A 19,638-nucleotide genomic window follows, 5' to 3' on the forward strand; every position below is an offset into this window, starting at 1 on the left:
TCAATGTCATCACATTTAATTTCCAAAAGTGCTGCTATCGTTGGTTTAGGGGCTACTGAGTTTTCAAAGAACTCAGGAAGAACAGAATTGCGTTTGGCTTTAGAGGCTACCTTAGCAGCATTAGATGATGCCGGAATTGACCCATCTGAAGTGGATGGCTTTTCTAGCTACACAGTTGATAAGGTGCCAGAGTACGAGATTGCCAGATTACTCGGTGCCAAAAATGTGAGTTTCTTTTCTCAAATTCCTCATGGCGGTGGTGCGGCATGCGCCCCTGTGCTTCATGCGGCGATGGCTGTGGCAACTGGTATTGCTAAGACGGTGGTGGTTTACCGAGCCATGAACGAGCGATCATGGTATCGCTTTGGTAGTGGAAGCTATGGTTTTGCTTCAACCCCTATTTTTGAAAATGTGAACTATGGTTGGTATATGCCACATGGTTTTCACACGCCTGCTTCTTGGGTGGGAATGTTTGCTCAACGCTATATGCATACCTATGGCGCTACCTCTGAAGACTTTGGCAGAGTATCAGTAGCTGTTAGAGATTTTGCAGCAACTAATCCAGCGGCCTTCTTTTACAACAAGCCTATTACTCTTGAGGAGCATCAGAACTCCAAGTGGATTTGTGAGCCTCTACGTTTGCTAGATTGTTGCCAAGAGTCTGATGGTGCGGTTGCGATGATCATTACCTCTGTGGATCGTGCAAAAGATCTCAAGCAAAAACCTGTTTATATCAAAGGTGCTGCACAAGGCATTAGTGATGGTCAGCAAATCATGACCTCTTATTTCCGAGATGACATTACTGGTTTACCAGAGATGGGCTTAGTTGCTAAGCAACTTTATGCGCAAAGTGGGTTAGGACCTAAAGATATTCAAACGGCAGTTATTTATGATCACTTCACACCGTTTGTTTTGCCTCAGTTAGAGGAGTTTGGCTTTTGTAAGCGAGGTGAAGCCAAAGACTTTATTCGTGCGGGTCATCATGCCAGAGGTGGTCAGCTACCTATCAATACACATGGTGGTCAGTTGGGCGAAGCATACATTCACGGTATGAATGGTATTGCAGAAGGTGTTCGTCAGGTTCGCGGTCATTCAGTGAATCAAGTTAAAGATGTGAGCAATGTATTAGTCACTGCTGGAACAGGTGTTCCTACAAGCGGTTTAATTCTTGGAGTTGCATAATGTTTATTGATCTAACCCCAGAGCAATATCAATTGCGAATGAAGATTCGTGATTACTTTAAAACTTTAATGAGTCCTGAGATTCGTGTGAAATTGAGGGGTTCAGAAGGCGGTACCGAATATCGAAGACTCGTAAAACAAATGGGTTCAGATGGTTGGTTAGCTGTAGGTTGGCCAAAAGCGTTTGGTGGACAAGGTTATGCTGCAACTGAGCAGTTAGTTTTCTTTGAAGAGGCTAATATTGCAGGGGCGCCGTTACCGTTTGTGACCATCAGCACCGTTGGTCCTGCTTTGATGGAATCTGGAACAGATTTTCATAAAAAAACTTTCCTACCAGGAATCGCTGCTGGCGAAATATTCTTTGCTATTGGATATTCTGAGCCTGGCGCTGGTAGTGATTTGGCTGTTATGAAAACCTCAGCGCAGCCAGTTGGTTCTCCAATTGATCATTTTGTGGTGAATGGAAATAAGCTTTGGACATCTGGTGCGCACGATGCTGACTATGTATGGTTGGCTGCTAGAACTGACCAGAATCTTCCAAGACATAAAGGTGTATCAATTCTAATTGTTGATACCAAAGCAGAGGGTTTTTCTCACACCCTAATTCCGACTACTGCTAATCCGACTGCTGCTACTTATTATGACGACGTTAAAGTTCCGGCAGAGATGTTGGTTGGCGAGCTTAACGGCGGTTGGAAATTAATTACAGCTCAGTTAAATCATGAGCGTCTAGGTTTAGGTTCATGGTCAGATAAAGTATTTGGGCCATATACAAGAGTATTCCATTGGGCAAAAGCTCCTGATGAAAATGGTCAGCGTGCTATTGATAAACCATGGGTTAGAGCTGCGCTTGCAGAATGCTATGCACGATTAGAGGCGATGCGTTTAATTAATTTCCGGATTGCTAATGATCTTGAAAACAATAAAATGGATGTGGCTCTAGCCTCTGCAACCAAGGTTTATGGGGCAGAAACGAATATTGACGTGCTTCATAAGCTCATGGAGATCGTTGGTAGTGTGGGATTAATTAATTCTGATTCAGCTGCTGCAATTTTGTATGGTGAATTGGATTACGAAACACGAGGCGCGCCGATGTTAACTTTTGGTGGCGGCACCAATGAAATTCAACGTGAACTCATTGCCCAATTTGGCTTGGGTATGCCTCGCACAATTCGATAAATTCAACACCATCTAAGTGGTATCCCTAGTAGGGAAATACCTAAGTCAAAAAAACAACATTCACCCCTCGTATAACTCAAATGGACGATGTTATAGGGGGGGTTGAAATAGACACTGTCAACGTGCGGAAAAAGTTTTACCGCCTTTTTAAACCTAGGAGAGATAAATGAAGAGTCAGCAAGTTACGAAATTTACATTACGTACACTTCCTTTCTTGATTTCTGTAGCATTTGCAGGTAACGCATTTGCACAACAGGCATTGGAAGAGGTGGTTGTATCTGCACAGAAGAGAACAGAGCGTATTCAAGATGTGCCTATTTCAATTACAGCAATTTCAGGTCAAGCCTTAGAAGATCGTAAGATTGAAGGCGCGGCAGATTTGCAAGGTGCAGTACCCAACTTAAACGTGGTAGCGGCTCCTGTTTCAGGATTAATTTCAACATCATCTATTCGTGGTCTTGGTAGTGGCCAGCCATCTATCTGGGCAGACCCAGGTGTTGGTATTTACGTAGATGGTGTATTCGTTGGTAAGAACCAAGGTTCTCTATTGGACATGGTTGACTTGGAGCGTGTAGAGGTATTGCGCGGACCTCAAGGTACATTGTTCGGTAGAAACACAACAGGTGGTGCGGTTAACTTTGTGACGCGTCAGCCAAGTGGTGAGTTCTCCGGTAACGTTGGTTTTGAAGTGGGTAATTACGGTCGTCGTGTAGAGAAAGTTTCTATTGACTTGCCAAAAATCGACAATACATTAAGCTTAACCATTGCTGCTCGTAAAGAAAAGCAAGATGGTTGGTTGGCTAACCCAAATGCCTCAGAAAAATGGGGTAATCGTGATCGTGAAGCTTTCAAACTTAATGCAAAGTTTGATATCTCAAAAGACACAAAGTTCTTCTACTCATTAGATCGTAGTGATATCAATGAGTCAACGACTCCAATGTCCTTAACAAAGAAAACTGGCTATTGCTCGTATGTAACCGTTCCAGGCTGTTACCCAGCCTACTTTAACCCAGGTTTGGGTGCTGCAATGACTCCTTATCTTCAGTCTGGTGTGCCAGCATCAACTTCGTCTACACCAGGTTTGATTCCTAATCAAAATTTAAAAGTAACTGGTCATACCTGGATTGCTGAAACAGCAGTCGATGCAAGTAATACAATTAAATACATTGGTAGCTATCGTGATATGACTTACCACGATGTTGCTGACTATGACGGAACTCCAGTTAACGTTTTTGCTGGTATTAGAGATACAAATTATCAGACTCATTCTCATGAAGTTCAGTTAATTGGCTCTGCTAAAGATATTAATTATGTGGGGGGCTTGTATTACTTTAAAGATAATGGTCGAACTGTTCAGAACCAGATTGGTGGATTTTACTCATTCTCACCATTATCGATTAAACGTGGTCAAAGCAACTTTAACGTAGGTACAGAAGCTAAGGCTGTTTATGGACAGGCTGACTTTAAGATCAATGAAAATATGACAATAACCCCAGGTTTGCGTTATACCGAAGAAACTAAAACTGGCTCATATGATAGAACAAATGGCGCTAACCAAAACTATGTTGATGGTGCTCCTTATACCCCAGTTATTGCTTTGACCGGCACAGGCGAGGCTAAATTTACTGCCTATACTCCTACTGTTGCGTTAAGTTATAAACTTGACCCTAACAATATGGTATTCGGCCGTATTGCAAAAGGTTTCAAGAGTGGTGGATTCCCGCTGGAAGCAGCAATTCCAACATCAGCTCAACAAGCTCAAGGTGTAAAAGGTCCAACAGATCCATTCCAGCCTGAAAAATCCACAAGTTATGAGGTGGGTGCAAAGGGAGCCAATGGTGCTGCTTCGTACGCTGCAACCGTATTCTTGGCTAAGTTAGATGATCAACACGTTTCAACATTGCCAGTTGGTTCAACATCTCCAATTATTAGCAATGCTGGCGCATCAACTTATAAAGGTATTGAGTTGGAAGGTGCAATGCGTGTAACGAACGATACGAAGCTAACCGCTGGTTATGGTTATTTACATGCTGAGTACGACACATTCATGACTGCTGGACTTACTGGAGCAACTGTTAATGCTGCTAGTAACTTAGTTGTTGCTTATGCCCCTAAACATACTTTTAACCTCAATGCCGATACAAAACTTGCTAATACTGAGTTTGGTAAGCTTAAAGGTATGGTTGAGTACAGATATGTTGCTTCTTACTACAACTACACAGCCAATAAGTCTATGACTGCTGCTAATGCCATGCCAGGTAACTATGCAGAAGACTCAAAAATGCCTTCATTGGGAACAATCAATGCGCGCTTGAGTTTGGCTGAGATTCCTGTAGGTGGTCCAGGTAAAGCAGAAGCTTCATTATGGGTTAAAAACTTAACTGATAAGCAAGTTATGCAAAACATGATGGACGTATCTGGTTACTACCAAGTTGGTTACTGGTCAGCACCAAGAACAATTGGTGCGTCATTTAACTACAAGTGGTAATCAAGTAGTCATTCGTAAAGAAGTGTCTCCATTTAAAGCGCCACGCAAGTGGCGCTTTTTTTATTTCTGAATCAAGTTTATGCTGAGTGACTTGATGAAAATAAGCCTTCATTAATAGGGCTTTGTTCTTGGATTCATTAAACCTGGCGGCGACTTATCGTCCAAAGTGATGATGCTTGAATGGCAGTTGTGCTTTTAAATAGAGTTAATTATTCAAAAATAGGATCTTTATGGGAATCAAAGGTGATGCAGCCATTGTTGGCTTTGCGCAATACAAACCTGAAAAATACCAAACGGCTCCCCAAATGTTTCATTTGGAGCAGGTGGCTGATTTGGCTGGGCAAGCGCTAAGAGATAGCGGTTTAAAAGCCAGTGATATTGACGGTCTTGTGATCAATGGTCCGCAGTTTCATGAGGCATCTAGCTTTGTTCCTGCTATGGCAGCAGAGTACTTGGGTATTCGGGTTAATTTTGCCGAAGTTGTAGATATGGGCGGTACAACCTCTGTATCCATGATTTGGCGAGCTGCTAAGGCAATTGAGGCAGGTTTATGTCAAGCGGTCTTATGCGTGATTCCAATGCGTATGGCACCCTTAGGCCCTCAAGAAGATCCATCTTGGATGATGAAAGCCATGCGTTTTGGTGGACATAGTACGGCTTATGGCGCACCTGAAGCTGAATTTGATTTACCTTATGGTCATATGGGTCAAAACACGGGTTATGCCATGATTGCGCAACGCTACGCAGCCATGCATGGTTACGATGCGGCGGCTGCAGCTAAGATTGCAGTTGATCAGCGTTTTAATGCGCAAGCTAATCCAGAAGCTATTTTTTACGGTAAAACGTTGTCAGTGGATGAAGTGTTAGCGAGTCGTATGGTGGCTGATCCATTGCATGTATTAGAAATTGTGATGCCAGTTGCTGGAGGTGCAGCTGTGATTGTGGCTTCCAAAGAATTGGTTGCTAAATCTAAAAACCGTCCTGCGTTTGTCACTGGCTTTGGTGAGCATTTGGGTTACAAGTCACCAACTTATGCAAAAGATATGTTGTATACACCAGTTGGACCGGCATCAGATTTTGCATTTAAAACATCCGGCCTTTCTCGCTCTGATATTCATTGTGCGCAAATTTATGATTGCTACACCATTACAGTGTTATTGAGTTTAGAAGATGCTGGCTTTGCTCCTAAAGGAGAGGGCTTCCGTTTTGTTAAAGAGCATAACTTAACTTACCAAGGCGATTTCCCGTTAAATACACACGGTGGCCAGTTAAGCTTTGGCCAAAGTGGTTCAGCTGGTGGCATGTCTCAAGTGATTGAGGCTGTCACTCAGATTCAGGGACGAGCAGGCGCTCGTCAATTAAAGAAATGCGATAACGCATTTGTTACAGGAACGGGTGGTGTTATGAGTGAGCAGGGCGCATTGATCTTGCAGGGGGCTTAAATGACGACAAGCTATATCAAACCATTACCTTACCCAACACCCATTTCTGAAACTTTTTGGAATGGATTAAATAGTCAAAAAATACTCATTCAACAATGTGATGATTGCGGTGGTTGGTTTTTTTATCCAAGAAAACATTGCACACATTGTTGGTCTAATCACGTTAGCTTTAAAGAAGTTAGCGGGCAAGCTACTTTGTATACCTATACGATTTCTAGAGTTCCAACTTTGCCAGAGTTCTCTGATGAAATGCCTCAAATGTTAGCGGTGGTTGAGTTGCAAGAGGGGGTTCGTATGAACACTGTCTTGGTAGGATTGTCTGAGAATGAAGTGAAGGTCGGCATGAAGTTGAAGCCGGTTTTTCATCATGTCACTGCAGATAAAACCTTATTGAAATTCACCGGCGTGGATAAAAATGTTGAGTTAAAACATTTTGATACTGCTGAAGTAATTGAAGAAGTGAGGGAAACGGTTACCTCAGAGCTAAAGAAAATCCGTTTTGATGATATCTCTGCGATGGAGTCATTGATATCTGAGGAATTCAGTCCTTGGAGTAATCAATTAACAGTTGATCAAAATCTCATTAATGAATTTGCTAAGTTGTCCGGTGATGATTATTGGATTCATACGGACCCTGAGAGATCAAAAAAGGACAGTCCATTTGGTACTACCATTGCTCATGGAGCTTTGGTTCAAATTTTGATGTCTCGCTTAAAGATTCCTATGGCTTATGAAGTGACTGGATTTAATAATATTGTGAACTATGGCTCAGATCGTTTGCGCTTCCCAAGCCCTGTTCCAAGTGGTGTCAAGATCCATGCAAGATCCAGGGTTAAAACAGTTTCACAAGTTAAATCTGGTACGCAAGTCACTTTAGAGATTTGCACGCATATTGTGGGTCATGACAGACCTAGCGTCATCAATGATTTGGTCATGCTTTACATGTAAAGATACGCATATGAAAAAACCTTTAAGCGGCATACGCATTATTGATTTTACAAAGTTATTGCCTGGTCCGATGTGCACTTTACATCTGGCTGACATGGGCGCTGAAGTTATTCGGATTGAGGATGTGGCGAGCGCTAATGGCGGTGACATGACAAGGGAGTTGCCTCCTGGCGTCACAAATCGTCGTGCTCCAATGTTCTTGCCACTGAATCGCAATAAAAAATCTGTGGCATTGGATTTGCGAACAGAAGCTGGCCTTCAGGCGCTCAAAGATCTGTGTGCTTCTGCGGATGTATTGGTTGAAGGTTTTAGACCTGGCGTTGCCAAAAAATTAGGTTTTGATTACGACACCATTAAGAAAATTCAGCCGGCTATCGTTTATTGCTCTATTTCTGGATATGGTCAAGATGGCCCTATGGCCCTCATGGGTGGGCATGACATCAATTACCAAGCCTTGAGTGGCGTTTTGGAGCAAACAGCTCTAAAAAATGGCCAACCTATTCCGGGGGGATTTCAAGCGGCAGACTTAGCCGGGGGTTCTCTTACTGCTGCCATGAGTATTTGCGCTGCTTTGGTTGATGCAAAATTAAATCAGCAAGGTAGGTATCTTGATGTATCGATGACAGATAGTTTGTTGTCGTTAACCCTCATGAATTTAGCGGCGTGGAAAATGGCAGGACAGCCACCTAAGCCCGGTACAACGACCTTAACCGGTGGTATTGCAGCTTATCAAACTTATCCAACAGCTGACGGACGTTGGTTAGCAGTGGGAGCTATTGAGTTCAAGTTTTGGAAAAATTTCTGTGAAACTATTAACAGAACTGATTTATTAGCAAAAGGTCATTTATATGGTCAAAGTTCGGATGAGGTGATTGCAGACATTGCCGGTGTGATCAAAACAAAAACCTTGTCAGAGTGGATTGATGTATTTAAAGATGTGGATGCCTGTGTAACCCCTGTATTAAATATCAAGGAAGCAACAGAGCAAGCTCTTATGAAAGATCGTGGGATGGTGATTGATTCGGTGGATGACTTAGGTCACCCCTATACACAATTTGCCTTCCCAGTAAAGATGAGTTCGTACGATTTTGAACTGGAACGTCAAGCACCCGAGCTTGGTACTGACACTATCGAGTTATTAAAACAATTGGGCTATTCAGAGGAAGGTTTAGCTCAACTCAAATCAGCAGGAGTATTTTAAATGTTAAAAACCTTTAGTTTGGCTGATCTATTTGATATAGCAGCTCAAGCAGTTCCAGATAAGCTCGCTATCGTTTATGGTCAAGATAGAGTCACTTATCACGTGATGGCTAACCGCATTAATAAAATTGCTGCCTGGTTTCAGTCGCAAGGGGTAACAAGAGGTGACACGGTTGGTCTACAACTTTATAACAGTACGGCTTATGTAGAATGCTACTTAGCGGCCTGTAAGTTAGGGGCTATTCCATTTAATATTAATTACCGTTACCTTGAAGATGAATTAGATTATCTATACAAAGATTCAAAGGCTAAAGTCATTATATTTTCTGATGTGCTGTCTGAGCGAGTTGAGAAAGTGCTCCTTAAGAATCCTCAGATTTCACTGGCTGTCATCGATGGCCAAAAGGGTCTTAGCAATAGACCAACTATGGAAGATATTCGTGCAAATGATTTGACATTTGTGCCGGTTCAATTAAGGGATGAAGATATTTCTTTGCTTTATACCGGAGGTACAACCGGAATGCCCAAGGGTGTTATGTGGGAGCATAAGGCCCTGTTCTATGGGGCTTTTGCTGGTGGCGCCATGTTCTTTAAAGATGGTCCGATTTCTAAGCCTGAAGAGTTAGGTGAGAGAATTCTTAAAGTGCAATCTGGGCCTTATATGGCGATTGCCCCTCTGATGCATGGTGCTGCTTTTTGGGCAAGTTTTATCAGCCTATTATCAGGTATCACTCTAGTACTTAATGACCAAAAAGAATTTAATCCCAAGCATATTTTGGATCTGATTGATCAAGAAAAAATAGCTATGCTGAATGTTGTAGGGGATGCGATGGCAGCGCCTTTACTGGATGAGTTGAATGCAAATCCTGGGCATTGGAAGTTACCTAACCTCTATTATTTTGGAAATGGCGGGGCAGTTTTATCACAGCGTCTTAAAGATCGCATCCTCAAGCATCTTCCAGCTGGAGCTGTTATTGGAGATGGCATGGGATCCTCCGAAGCTGGTGTTATTGGTGCTGGAGCAAAGCCAAAGGATGGCGATGGTTTCATGACAATGCCACCTAACCCATTTTTGAAAGTGATTGTGGATGGTGTTCGTGAAGCCGAAGTTGGTGAGTTAGGTATTTTGGCTAAAACAGGATCTATTCCCCTGGGCTACTGGGGGGATGAGAAGAAAACTGCCACTACCTTTGTTCAGTTTAATGGTCAGCGTTATGTTTTATTGGGTGACACGGCCAAGCGCTCTTCTGATGGCAGTATCACCATTTTAGGAAGAGATTCGCTATGCATTAACACCGGCGGAGAAAAAGTTTTTGTTGAGGAGGTTGAGCTGGTTGTTCGAGCTTGTGATGGTGTTAAAGATGTGAATGTGGTGGGTATTCCTGATGAGCGATGGGGCAATAAGGTCGTCGCTCTAGTGAGTAAAAAGCCGGGTTTTGATGTAACACCTGAACAAATTATAGAAACTGCTAGGAAGCAATTGTCGGGTTACAAAGTACCTAAAAATATTCTCTTTATTGATGAAATTGTCAGAGGTGCTAACGGCAAAGCAGATTACCGCTGGGCAAAAAATTTAGTTGTTGAAATGCTCGCCAAATGACTGTGACCCTATCTGGTCAGCGACCAGTTGCCATGGTGACTGGCGCCAGTCGTGGTATTGGAAGAGCCACTGCTATAGCTTTTGCGAAAGCGGGATTTGATCTCATCATCACTGCTAGAACGGAGTATGAGGGTCAAAAAAATGACTATTCAGTGACGGATGTAAGTGGTCACCCTCTATCTGGCAGTTTGAATAGTACAGCTGAGAGTGTGCGTCAAGCTGGGGCGGAGTGTGTTGTCATCAAGATGGACTTGCTGAGTATGGACTCCGTGAAAGCTGCTGCAGAGATGGCGCTGGCTAGCACGTCCAGAATGGATGTTTTAGTAAATAATGCTATTTATCAGGGTAGCGATATTAATCTCCCGTTTTTAGATATTCAGATGAGTACTTTGGATAGGGTCGCTCAGGGTTATATCCATGCTCAGGTTTATCTGACACAAAAAATACTGGTGCAGATGATTCATCAGAAAAATGGACGAATTATCAATATCACCTCAGGTGCCGGGCATCGTGATCCACCTTTACCCGCTGGCAAAGGTGGATGGGGTTATGCCTATGGAGCTGGAAAGGCGGCCTTTGGTCGAATGGCTGGGGTCATCACCACGGAGCATGGGCACCAAGGCATTCAAGCTTTTACGCTTAATCCAGGTGTGGTGAGTACCGATACGCTACTAGCAACGATGGGGGGTAATCCTGAGCTGGCTAAGCGATATGGCAGTGCTCCGCCTGAGGTGCCTGCAGCAGTTATTTTATGGCTGGCAAGCTCACCCTTAGCTATTGATTTTCAAAGACAAATGATTGAATGTCAGCCATTTGCGCTAGAACAAAAAATCATCAACTGGTAGTCCTTTAGTCTGTTAAGACGATGAGTTTTCGATGGCTATCGGTCATGATTATTTATCCAAATTTCTAAAGGTGGCAAGGGATATGATGATTCCTGAAGGTAAATATGTTGAGCTTGATAGTGGGCTCAAACTTCACTATTACGATCAGGGTTCAGGCCCGGTGGTGATTTTTCTTCACGGTGCGGGACCTGGTGCTGGTGCTTGGGTAAACTTTAGCCAAAACTTCCCATATTTTGTTGAAAAAGGATTTCGTTGTTTGGGCTTAGATTTTCCAGGGTTTGGTCGGTCTGATAAACCTGAAGATGCAGAATATACAGATGATTTTTTTGTCGCTGCTGTTAAGGGGTTTGTTGATAAGCTAGGGCTTAAAAATTTCACATTGTTAGGCAACTCTCTTGGTGGTGCTATTTCTCTTGCATACACCTTAAAGTATCCTGAAGGTGTTGATCGCATGATCATGATGGCTCCTGGCGGTGTGGAAGATAGGGAAGCTTATTTTGCTATGGAAGGTGTTAGCAAAATGGTTGAGACCTTCAATGCTGGACCAATGAGTTTAGATAGTATGCGCAAAGTCATGTCGCTTCAGATGTATGACGCTAGTTTGATTCCAGAAGATTTATTAAAGCAACGTTTAGAGGTTGCATTAATACAACCTAAAAACCTATTTACGACAATGCGAGTTGCCAATATGGAACCTCGATTAGGTGAGATCAAATGCCCTATCCTAGGCTTTTGGGGTATCAACGATAAATTCAATCCCTATACAGGATCTGACAAAATGTTAAGAGGATGTCAAAAAATACATTTTGTGATGATGAATCGTTGTGGTCACTGGGTGATGTTGGAACACAAAGACTTGTTCAACAGACAATGCGTTGACTTTTTAACAAATTCTTAAATTAACACGTTTCATTTTTTAGGAGAATTTAATGCCTAAGTTTTTTGATGATTGGCGCGCTCAGTGCGATTACTATACAGATAGCCACGAAGAGTGGGCGGATACAGTTAAAAAATTTGTAACTAAAGAAATTGCTCCTAACATCGATCAATGGGAAGCAGATGAGCTACTTCCTTTAGAGCTTTTTAAGAAGGCTGGAGACGTGGGTATCTTGGGTTTGGGCTTCCCCGAAGAGTACGGTGGCATTTCTGAAGGTATAGATCATTTTCATAACAACGTCACAGGCTTTGAATTAGCAGCTGTTGGTGCCGGTGGCTTGCATGCTGGTTTATTGGTCTTTACTGTGGGTGTTGGGGCTATTTTGGCTATTGGTAGTGAGGCCTTAAAGAAACGAGTTATTCCTCCAGTTTTAGCGGGTGAGAAATTACTTTCATTAGCCGTTACAGAGCCGTCAGGTGGTTCTGATGTTGCTGCATTGAAAACAACTGCTGTTAAACAAGGCAATAAATACATTGTTAATGGTTCTAAAACATTTATTACGGGTGGTACCCGTGCTGACTTTTTTGTAACTGCCGTTCGAACTGGCGGGCCGGGACCTTCAGGCATTAGCTTACTTCTTTTAGAAAAAGGAATGAAAGGGCTTGAGCATACAAAATTACAAAAAATGGGTTGGCATTGTTCTGACACGGCAACTCTTTATTTTGATAACGTTGAAGTTCCTGAGGAAAATTTAATTGGTCCTGAAGGTGGGGCATTCCTTGGAATGATGAAAAACTTCAATGGAGAGCGTTTGGGTATTGCAAACTCCTCCAATGCATTCTCGATGGTCTGTTTAGAAGAGGCGCTGGAGTGGGCCAAGATGAGAGAAACTTTTGGTAAGCCGCTGGTACAACATCAGGTTATTCGTCAAAAGTTAGCCATGATGACGCAGAAAATTTACTCAACTCAAGTTTGGTCTGATCGTTGCACAATGGCTTTGCAAAAAGGCAAAGCACATGGCGGTGAGATTGCTTTACTCAAGGTGCATGCAACACAAGCACTCGAGTATTGTGCTCGTGAGGCTTGTCAAATTTTGGGCGGTGCCAGCTACATCAGGGGTTCTAAGGTTGAACGCATTTATCGTGAAGTAAGAGCTAATGCAATACCTGGTGGTTCAGAAGAAATTATGTTGGATTTAGCAGCTAAACAGTTTGGTTACTTAGGTTAATTGGAGTATTTATGTCGAGAAAAATTGTAATTACGGGTGCTGGATCAGGCATGGGAGCTGAAATTGCTCAAATGCTCAAAGCTAATGGTGATCAGGTGTTTGGTATTGATTTGAAAAACTCTGATTTTTCAGCTGATTTATCAACGCCTGAAGGTCGTCAAAAAGGTGTTGATGCATCCATTGCATGGGCTAATGGCCAATTAGATGGATTGGTTCTTTGCGCTGGTCTTGGCTCAAGTGTTAATCCTCCATCCTTAATTGCCAAAGTGAACTACTTCGGAGCAACAGCTTTTATTGATGGTTTATTTGATGTTTTATCCAAAACAAAAAATTCATCAGCCGTTGTGATCTCTTCAGTGGCGGCTGCTCAGCCAGACATGATTAATTTGCCAATTCTAGAGGAATATGCAAAGCATGATGAAGCAAAAGTATGTCAACTATTGGATGCGCAAAATATTGGCCATTTGGCCTATGCCAGCTCTAAAAATGCCTTAACAAGATACGTTAGATCCAAATCAATACCTTGGGGTCGTGCGGGCGTTAGAATTAACGCTGTTGCCCCTGGCGCCATTCAAACGCCGCTTTTACAAGCGGGTATGGATGATCCAAAATATGGCGAGGCTATACGTAACTTTGTGCCTCCGCTAGGGCGTGTAGGAGAGGTTGATGAGGTTGCAAAATTGGTTAAATTTTTGCTTTCCTCTGATGCTGGTTACATAAGTGGCACGATGTTGTTTATTGATGGCGGTATGGATGCAATGATTCGCCCGAATAGCTTTTAAGTTTTAATTATTTTTGGAGATCTAAATGGCAACAACAAAAGAATATCGTTTGGGTGAATTCACCTACCCACGTGGTTGGTTCATGATTGCTGACTCTGAAGAGTTAAATCAACCGAAAGCTGTTGCAGTTCGATTTTTTGGGCGTGACTTTGTGATTTATAGAGGCAAGGCTTCTGGTAAAGCAATTTTATTAGATGCTTATTGCCCGCATATGAAAACTCATTTGGCCAAGAACACAACCTCGTACGTCATGATTGACGGTGGCGGCACCAATATTGAGGGCGACTCTATTCGTTGCCCATATCACGCCTGGAGATTTAACTCAGCCGGTAAGTGCGATGATATTCCTTACCACACAGGCCCAATCCCAGAAGCTGCTTGCGTAAAATCTTGGACTGTTCGTGAAGAAATGGGTGCTGTTTGGATTTGGTATGACCCTGAAAATGGAGAGCCAGAGTGGGATCTTCCTGTTCGATCTGAGTGGAATGATCCACAGTGGGTTCGTTGGCAATATGATCATTTGGGTTTATTAAACCAACATCCCCAAGAAGTGGTTGATAACATCGCCGATTATGGTCATTTAAGTCCTATTCATGGTTCAACGGTTCAGAAGTATGAGAATGAGTTCAAGGGACATGTGGCGACTCAAAGACAGTGTGGGCCTCATAGAACTCTAGTGGGTGCTGATGGCGTTAGCCCTATTTTGCACACATTAACTTCTTATCACGGTCCAGGCATGTTGATTTCAGATATGACGGGTTATGCTGAGGCGATTCTGATGATTACACATACGCCAGTTGATGATGGTGTTATTAAGGTGTGGCACGCTTTAATGGTGAAGTCTGCCAATAAGGAAGCAACAGTGACTGATACGATCGATGCGAGAGCATTCCAAGTTGCTAGCCGCTTGGCTTTCGAGCAAGACTTTGAGGTTTGGGCTAATAAAGAAGCTTGTTTGAATGGTATGTTTATTCCGAGTGACGGACCATTTGCTCGAGTTCGTCTCTGGTACAAGCAATTCTTTAATCCAAGAGCCAATAAACAAGAATTCCTTGATCGCTCAGAGGGGTATTACATTCCTCAGGGGGCAACGCCTTATACGGATGGTGTCGCCAAATAAGTGATTAAGTTCTGTTGTGGGTTACAGACAGTAAAAGTTTGATTTCTTGTTTAATTAAAAATCTCTCAGCAAACAGATGACTTGCTGAGAGATTTTTTTTATCTACGAAGAGTAGGGCATCTTTTTCTGAGTCAAACCATGTTGCAATGACAACATCATAGTTAAATTGGCGTGATGGTTGGTGCGTCACTAAATAAACTGTCTTTTGCTTGATGAAAGATGATTCATTATTTGAGGATTGATGAATCAGGTGTGCGCGTAATTCATGAGTTAGCTCTTCAGATGATTGATACTCATCGAGGGTCAGTAATTGAATCAGGCAGTGTTGATGAGATTGCTCCAGTGGATATTTGGAAAAAATGCAGTTGGCTTCAAGAGTGAAGTTTTTGACATAGTCATCAAAAACTCTTAGCTCATCAGGTTTCATGATGCTTAAAACTTCAGAGTCATCCCAGATATCCGATGATTGAACCCCATCTGCCAGACTTAAAATAGCTAGTCCGTCGTAGGCTTCACTTACGCCCTCGATCGTGGGGTAGCCAATCCGAGCGCATTGCTTGGCACTCTTAATCAATTTTCTAACATTAAGACATGATTTACCGAGCTCAGAATGCTCTTTCCAAGCAGTGATAAATTGATTGATGGAGAGCTTAGGATTCCTTTTGGGAAGGTAGATTAAGTGACTGGCCATGGCTATTTTTCTTTTGATGATAGTAAATCACTCATCACTTTATGTGCCCCATTGTTTATATCAAACTCAAGTTCATGGCTCATCCACCCTTTGTCCATCCAAATTTTTCCACTCCTTGCCATAATGATTGAGAACTTAACGGCAGCAAACATTTCATAGTAGGGTAAGTGGTTTGCCTCAAACCCAGAGTGCTTTTCCCAGTGTTTTATGGTAATTTCTTTGCTTGGAAGACCTGCTAGTCTTGGTACGCCGTAGCCATAGGAGAGTGCATGATCAAGAATCAGCCACCAAGCTAGGTCGCTAACAGGGTTTCCTAAATTGGCACCCTCCCAGTCAAGAGCGGCAACACATTTTGTTCCCTTAAATAAGCAATTTCCGAGCTTTGCATCACCCCAACATAAGGCAGTCGGTTCTGAAGACGGCTGATGTAACTTTAACCAGTCTAAACCCATCCTAATGGATGGGTAAGGTCTAGCTAAGCTTTCAGTCCAATCAAGATAGCGCTCTAGTTCTGTGAGTTTGCTTTGGAGTAAATTTTTTTCAAGGGTGTCCTTAAGTAGAAACTCAAGACCATATTGCCGCCAATCTAGCCCATTAATTTCTCCAGTCATGCCTACGCCAGACAACCAGAGATCTTCTATTTCACTGTGTGTTAGTGTATGAAGCCAGCCTTCAGAATGATAAAGAGGATTTTCATTAGGAACTCGACCTTCTATCATTTCCATGACATAAAATTCTCTACCAAGAACGTCTAGGTCACTTTCAAAATTCCCAACTAATTTGGGTATCGGAAGTTTGCTTTTTGATAAATGCTGCTGAACTTTATACTGAAAATTTAGGTCATATGTCTCAAACAAGCTGATTTCGCTACTAGCCAGTCTAAGAACCATTCCTTTTTCTGCCAAAGCCCCATTAACTTGATGACTAACTTTAAGTATTAATGTTTCATTTGATGCACCAGCAGTTGGCTTGGAGAAATCAATAATTTTTAAAGTATTGTCTTGTAGTTGCGACTGTAACCAATTTGTTAATTTTGTTTGCATAGTTAGATGTCAAATTCAGGCCAGTTCCCTTTGATAAAGCTTTGGCAGATACCCCAGCCTTCTAGACCGGATGCTTCATCCCAAACTTCTATTAAACAATCTCTAAATTGATTGAGTCTCTGAGCATTCTCTTTCGTTGAGCAATCCTCAAAATACTCGCCTTCAATATGGAGCGGGCCACGCCAAGATCCGTGGTGCTTGCCATCAAATCCTAAGTAAAGTCCTGCACCTAAGTGGAAGCCGGTATCACTGATTTTTTTAAAATTAAGCTTCGATGTGGAGCCGTCAGTAAAGTTGATGTCAAAATGACCATTCAATAATCTGAAATTATGGGGGTTAAATTTCAGATGAGGCTTCATTGAGCTAATTTGAACTGCGGGTAGATTCTGAAATTCTTTATTACCTTGCAACTTTTCTAATTTAAATTGAGGGCTTCTGTACTGGAGGTAGTATTGAAATAGGCCTGAATACTCACCATCACGATTGACGAGTAGCATGGGGTTCCATAGGGCTAATATATCAACGCTGGCATTACCATCAGGATTTTCTTCTTCTAAATCTGTCATTGGATTGCCAACACCAGGCCTTATGCCCCATGAATGATCTCTCACCATAAACCAGTCGTCTGGGTTAATTTCTGTCCGTTGGTGATCAATCTCTACCCAACCTGAGGCTAAGCCTATTTGATGGTAACGAATTTGATTGGCTGAATGCCTTATGCCACTTAGAACTCTTCGATCCTCCCGCTCCTCAAGTTGACAAGGTAAAACCCCGGTTAGGGTTACATCAAAAGAAATGTTGTGAACAGAGTTTTTTTCGAGAGTGACTCGAATACTATTTAGTGGCTCAATAATTTCATATTTAATTGGACCAACATTAATGGTGTCAACATCGCTATTGAGTGATCTACTAGCTCTGATTGTCCACTGCTCCAGATTTCTTGAGATCCCGGCATAGGCGTCTACAACATTCCTGTTTGTGTATTTGCCAAATCCAAAGCTAATCTGTAAAGAACCGTCTTTGGCACCTAAAGTTCCACAAACCTTTTCCGTCCATGAGTAATCACTTTGTAAAACAGTTGAAAAAGTATCAACAATTTGATGTGTAAAGCCCTCATCTGCTGCGATTAGTCCACCGATAGTCCCTGAATTCATTTTTCAACTTTCCCTAGAGCTTTCCATTTTTGTAGAATAGCTGATGATTTTTTGGGGGTAAATGGGGAGTTTGGACAATTTTTAATTTTTCTTCAATATGGTCTAAATGGATGATGAAAACGGACTTTTAAGGGTTTATCCTAAGAACTGATTATTTAAAACAATTTATATATTATGAAAATATTAGTTGCTGTTAAAAGAGTCGTTGATTACAACGTTAAAGTTCGGGTTAAATCAGATCAGACTGGTGTTGATATTGCTAACGTCAAGATGAGTATGAACCCTTTTGACGAAATCGCCGTTGAAGAAGCCGTTCGCCTGAAAGAGGCTGGAGTGGCCACCGAAGTGATTGCTGTTTCTTGTGGCGTTGCAGCTTGCCAGGAAACTCTCAGAACAGCTATGGCTATCGGCGCTGATAGAGGTATTTTGGTTGAGACGGATGCTGATTTACAGCCCTTGGCCGTTGCTAAAATTTTAAAAGCTCTTGTGGATAAAGAGCAGCCTCAATTAATGTTCTTAGGTAAGCAGGCAATTGATGATGACAGCAATCAAACCGGTCAAATGTTGGCTGCCTTATTAGGTTTACCTCAGGCTACCTTTGCTTCAAAAGTTCAAGTTGCTGATGGAAAAGCGACTGTCACTCGCGAGATTGATGGTGGTTTAGAGACCTTGGCATTGACATTGCCTGCTGTGGTAACCACTGACTTGCGCTTGAACGAACCGCGTTATGTCACATTACCTAACATCATGAAGGCCAAGAAAAAACCTTTGGACACAGTCAAGCCAGAAGACTTAGGTGTTGATGTGGCACCCCGTATTAAGACTATTAAAGTAGAAGAGCCACCTAAGCGCAGTGCAGGTGTGATGGTAGCTGATGTTAAGACATTGGTTGAAAAACTAAAAAATGAAGCAAAGGTGATCTAAATGACTTCGCTCGTAATCGCAGAACACGATAATCAATCTTTAAAACCAGCCACATTAAATACAGTGACAGCTGCTCTCGCTTGTGGTGCAGAGGTGCATGTATTGGTCGCTGGATATCAGGCTAGTCCTGCCGCAACAGCTGCATCACAAATCAATGGTGTGACTAAAGTTATCCACATTGATGCCGCACATTTAGAACATCAGCTCAGTGAGAATTTGGCCAATCAAGTCCTAGCTATTGCATCAACTTATTCTCATATTCTTGCGCCTGCAACGGCCATTGGTAAAAATGTATTACCTAGAGTGGCTGCAAAATTAGATGTTGCGCAAATATCAGATGTTACAAAAGTTTTATCTGTTGATACGTTTGAGCGCCCAATTTATGCCGGCAATGCTATTGCTACTGTGCAAGCAACTGATGCAGTAAAAGTTATTACAGTTCGTACAACCGGATTTGATGCGGCACCTGCTTCAGGTGGTTCAGCAACTATTGAGCTGGGTTCTGTTGTTGCTGATGCAGGTCAATCAAGCTTTATTGGCAAGGAAGTTAGTAAGTCGGATCGTCCTGAGTTAACTGCGGCAAAAATTATTGTATCTGGAGGACGTGCTTTAGGTTCTAGTGAGCAATTTAGAGCTGTTATGGAGCCTTTGGCCGATAAATTAGGTGCGGCTATGGGTGCATCTCGTGCAGCTGTTGATGCTGGTTTTGTGCCCAATGATTATCAAGTTGGTCAAACTGGAAAAATTGTTGCTCCTCAACTTTATGTGGCGGTTGGCATCTCTGGCGCTATTCAGCATTTGGCTGGCATGAAAGATTCAAAAGTGATTGTTGCGATTAATAAAGATCCAGAAGCACCTATATTTAGCGTTGCTGATTATGGTTTGGTGGCTGATCTATTTACAGCGGTACCAGAATTAATTGCTGAGTTGGGTTAA

At 42.4% G+C, this 19,638-nt stretch carries 17 protein-coding genes; 14 read left to right on the forward strand and 3 right to left on the reverse strand.

Annotated features, from left to right (window positions below):
• The first annotated feature begins 3 nt into the window (after positions 1-3).
• From ICN28_RS07985 to ICN28_RS08040, 12 genes are all read left to right on the forward strand, one after another.
• Positions 4-1,182, forward strand: a complete 1,179-nt coding sequence (locus ICN28_RS07985) for a lipid-transfer protein (protein WP_216287644.1) — start codon at positions 4-6, stop codon at positions 1,180-1,182.
• Positions 1,182-2,360, forward strand: a complete 1,179-nt coding sequence (locus tag ICN28_RS07990) for an acyl-CoA dehydrogenase family protein (protein WP_216287645.1) — start codon at positions 1,182-1,184, stop codon at positions 2,358-2,360. The genes ICN28_RS07985 and ICN28_RS07990 overlap by 1 nt, the downstream gene beginning before the upstream one ends.
• Positions 2,361-2,526: 166 nt before the next feature.
• Positions 2,527-4,848: a TonB-dependent receptor gene (locus ICN28_RS07995; RefSeq protein ID WP_216287647.1), complete on the forward strand. Its 2,322-nt coding sequence runs from the start codon at positions 2,527-2,529 to the stop codon at positions 4,846-4,848.
• A gap of 230 nt (positions 4,849-5,078) precedes the next feature.
• A complete protein-coding gene (locus tag ICN28_RS08000; RefSeq protein WP_216287649.1) occupies positions 5,079-6,290 on the forward strand; it encodes a thiolase family protein in 1,212 nt (403 codons plus the stop codon).
• Positions 6,291-7,238, forward strand: a complete 948-nt coding sequence (locus ICN28_RS08005) for an OB-fold domain-containing protein (RefSeq protein ID WP_216287656.1) — start codon at positions 6,291-6,293, stop codon at positions 7,236-7,238.
• 10 nt (positions 7,239-7,248) lie between these two features.
• Positions 7,249-8,439 carry a CaiB/BaiF CoA-transferase family protein gene (locus ICN28_RS08010; RefSeq protein ID WP_216287658.1) on the forward strand — a complete coding sequence of 397 codons (1,191 nt, stop codon included), beginning with the start codon at positions 7,249-7,251 and terminating at the stop codon, positions 8,437-8,439.
• Positions 8,440-10,038: an AMP-binding protein gene (locus ICN28_RS08015; RefSeq protein ID WP_216287661.1), complete on the forward strand. Its 1,599-nt coding sequence runs from the start codon at positions 8,440-8,442 to the stop codon at positions 10,036-10,038.
• Positions 10,035-10,883, forward strand: a complete 849-nt coding sequence (locus tag ICN28_RS08020; RefSeq protein WP_216287670.1) for an SDR family NAD(P)-dependent oxidoreductase — start codon at positions 10,035-10,037, stop codon at positions 10,881-10,883. The genes ICN28_RS08015 and ICN28_RS08020 overlap by 4 nt, the downstream gene beginning before the upstream one ends.
• 31 nt (positions 10,884-10,914) lie before the next feature.
• The gene (locus ICN28_RS08025; RefSeq protein WP_255536193.1) at positions 10,915-11,781 is read left to right on the forward strand and encodes an alpha/beta fold hydrolase; all 867 of its coding nucleotides are present in this window, start codon (positions 10,915-10,917) and stop codon (positions 11,779-11,781) included.
• 31 nt (positions 11,782-11,812) lie between these two features.
• A complete protein-coding gene (locus ICN28_RS08030) occupies positions 11,813-12,988 on the forward strand; it encodes an acyl-CoA dehydrogenase family protein (RefSeq protein WP_216287671.1) in 1,176 nt (391 codons plus the stop codon).
• A gap of 11 nt (positions 12,989-12,999) precedes the next feature.
• A complete protein-coding gene (locus tag ICN28_RS08035) occupies positions 13,000-13,770 on the forward strand; it encodes an SDR family oxidoreductase (RefSeq protein ID WP_216287673.1) in 771 nt (256 codons plus the stop codon).
• Between the two features lie 25 nt (positions 13,771-13,795).
• Entirely contained in the window at positions 13,796-14,890 is a 1,095-nt protein-coding gene (locus ICN28_RS08040; RefSeq protein WP_216287676.1) for a Rieske 2Fe-2S domain-containing protein, read from the forward strand.
• Between the two features lie 4 nt (positions 14,891-14,894).
• Here ICN28_RS08040 and ICN28_RS08045 read toward each other — a convergent pair whose 3' ends face one another.
• The 3 genes from ICN28_RS08045 to ICN28_RS08055 are packed head-to-tail and all read right to left on the reverse strand — an operon-like array spanning position 14,895 to position 17,778.
• Positions 14,895-15,581 (reverse strand): hypothetical protein, encoded by a 687-nt coding sequence (locus tag ICN28_RS08045; protein WP_216287679.1) that lies wholly within the window; start codon positions 15,579-15,581, stop codon positions 14,895-14,897.
• 2 nt (positions 15,582-15,583) lie between these two features.
• Positions 15,584-16,624 carry a phosphotransferase family protein gene (locus ICN28_RS08050; protein ID WP_216287681.1) on the reverse strand — a complete coding sequence of 347 codons (1,041 nt, stop codon included), beginning with the start codon at positions 16,622-16,624 and terminating at the stop codon, positions 15,584-15,586.
• Positions 16,625-16,626: 2 nt separating this feature from the next.
• On the reverse strand, positions 16,627-17,778 hold the full coding sequence (locus ICN28_RS08055) for a hypothetical protein (protein WP_216287683.1): 1,152 nt from the start codon (positions 17,776-17,778) through the stop codon (positions 16,627-16,629).
• Positions 17,779-17,952: 174 nt separating this feature from the next.
• Between ICN28_RS08055 and ICN28_RS08060 the strand changes: the two genes are divergently transcribed.
• Positions 17,953-18,702 carry an electron transfer flavoprotein subunit beta/FixA family protein gene (locus tag ICN28_RS08060; RefSeq protein WP_216287685.1) on the forward strand — a complete coding sequence of 250 codons (750 nt, stop codon included), beginning with the start codon at positions 17,953-17,955 and terminating at the stop codon, positions 18,700-18,702.
• Positions 18,703-19,638, forward strand: coding sequence for an electron transfer flavoprotein subunit alpha/FixB family protein (locus ICN28_RS08065; protein ID WP_216287687.1), 936 nt, complete (start codon positions 18,703-18,705; stop codon positions 19,636-19,638). It abuts the gene before it with no gap.

This window comes from Polynucleobacter sp. 30F-ANTBAC, assembly GCF_018882385.1.
Lineage (GTDB): Bacteria > Pseudomonadota > Gammaproteobacteria > Burkholderiales > Burkholderiaceae > Polynucleobacter.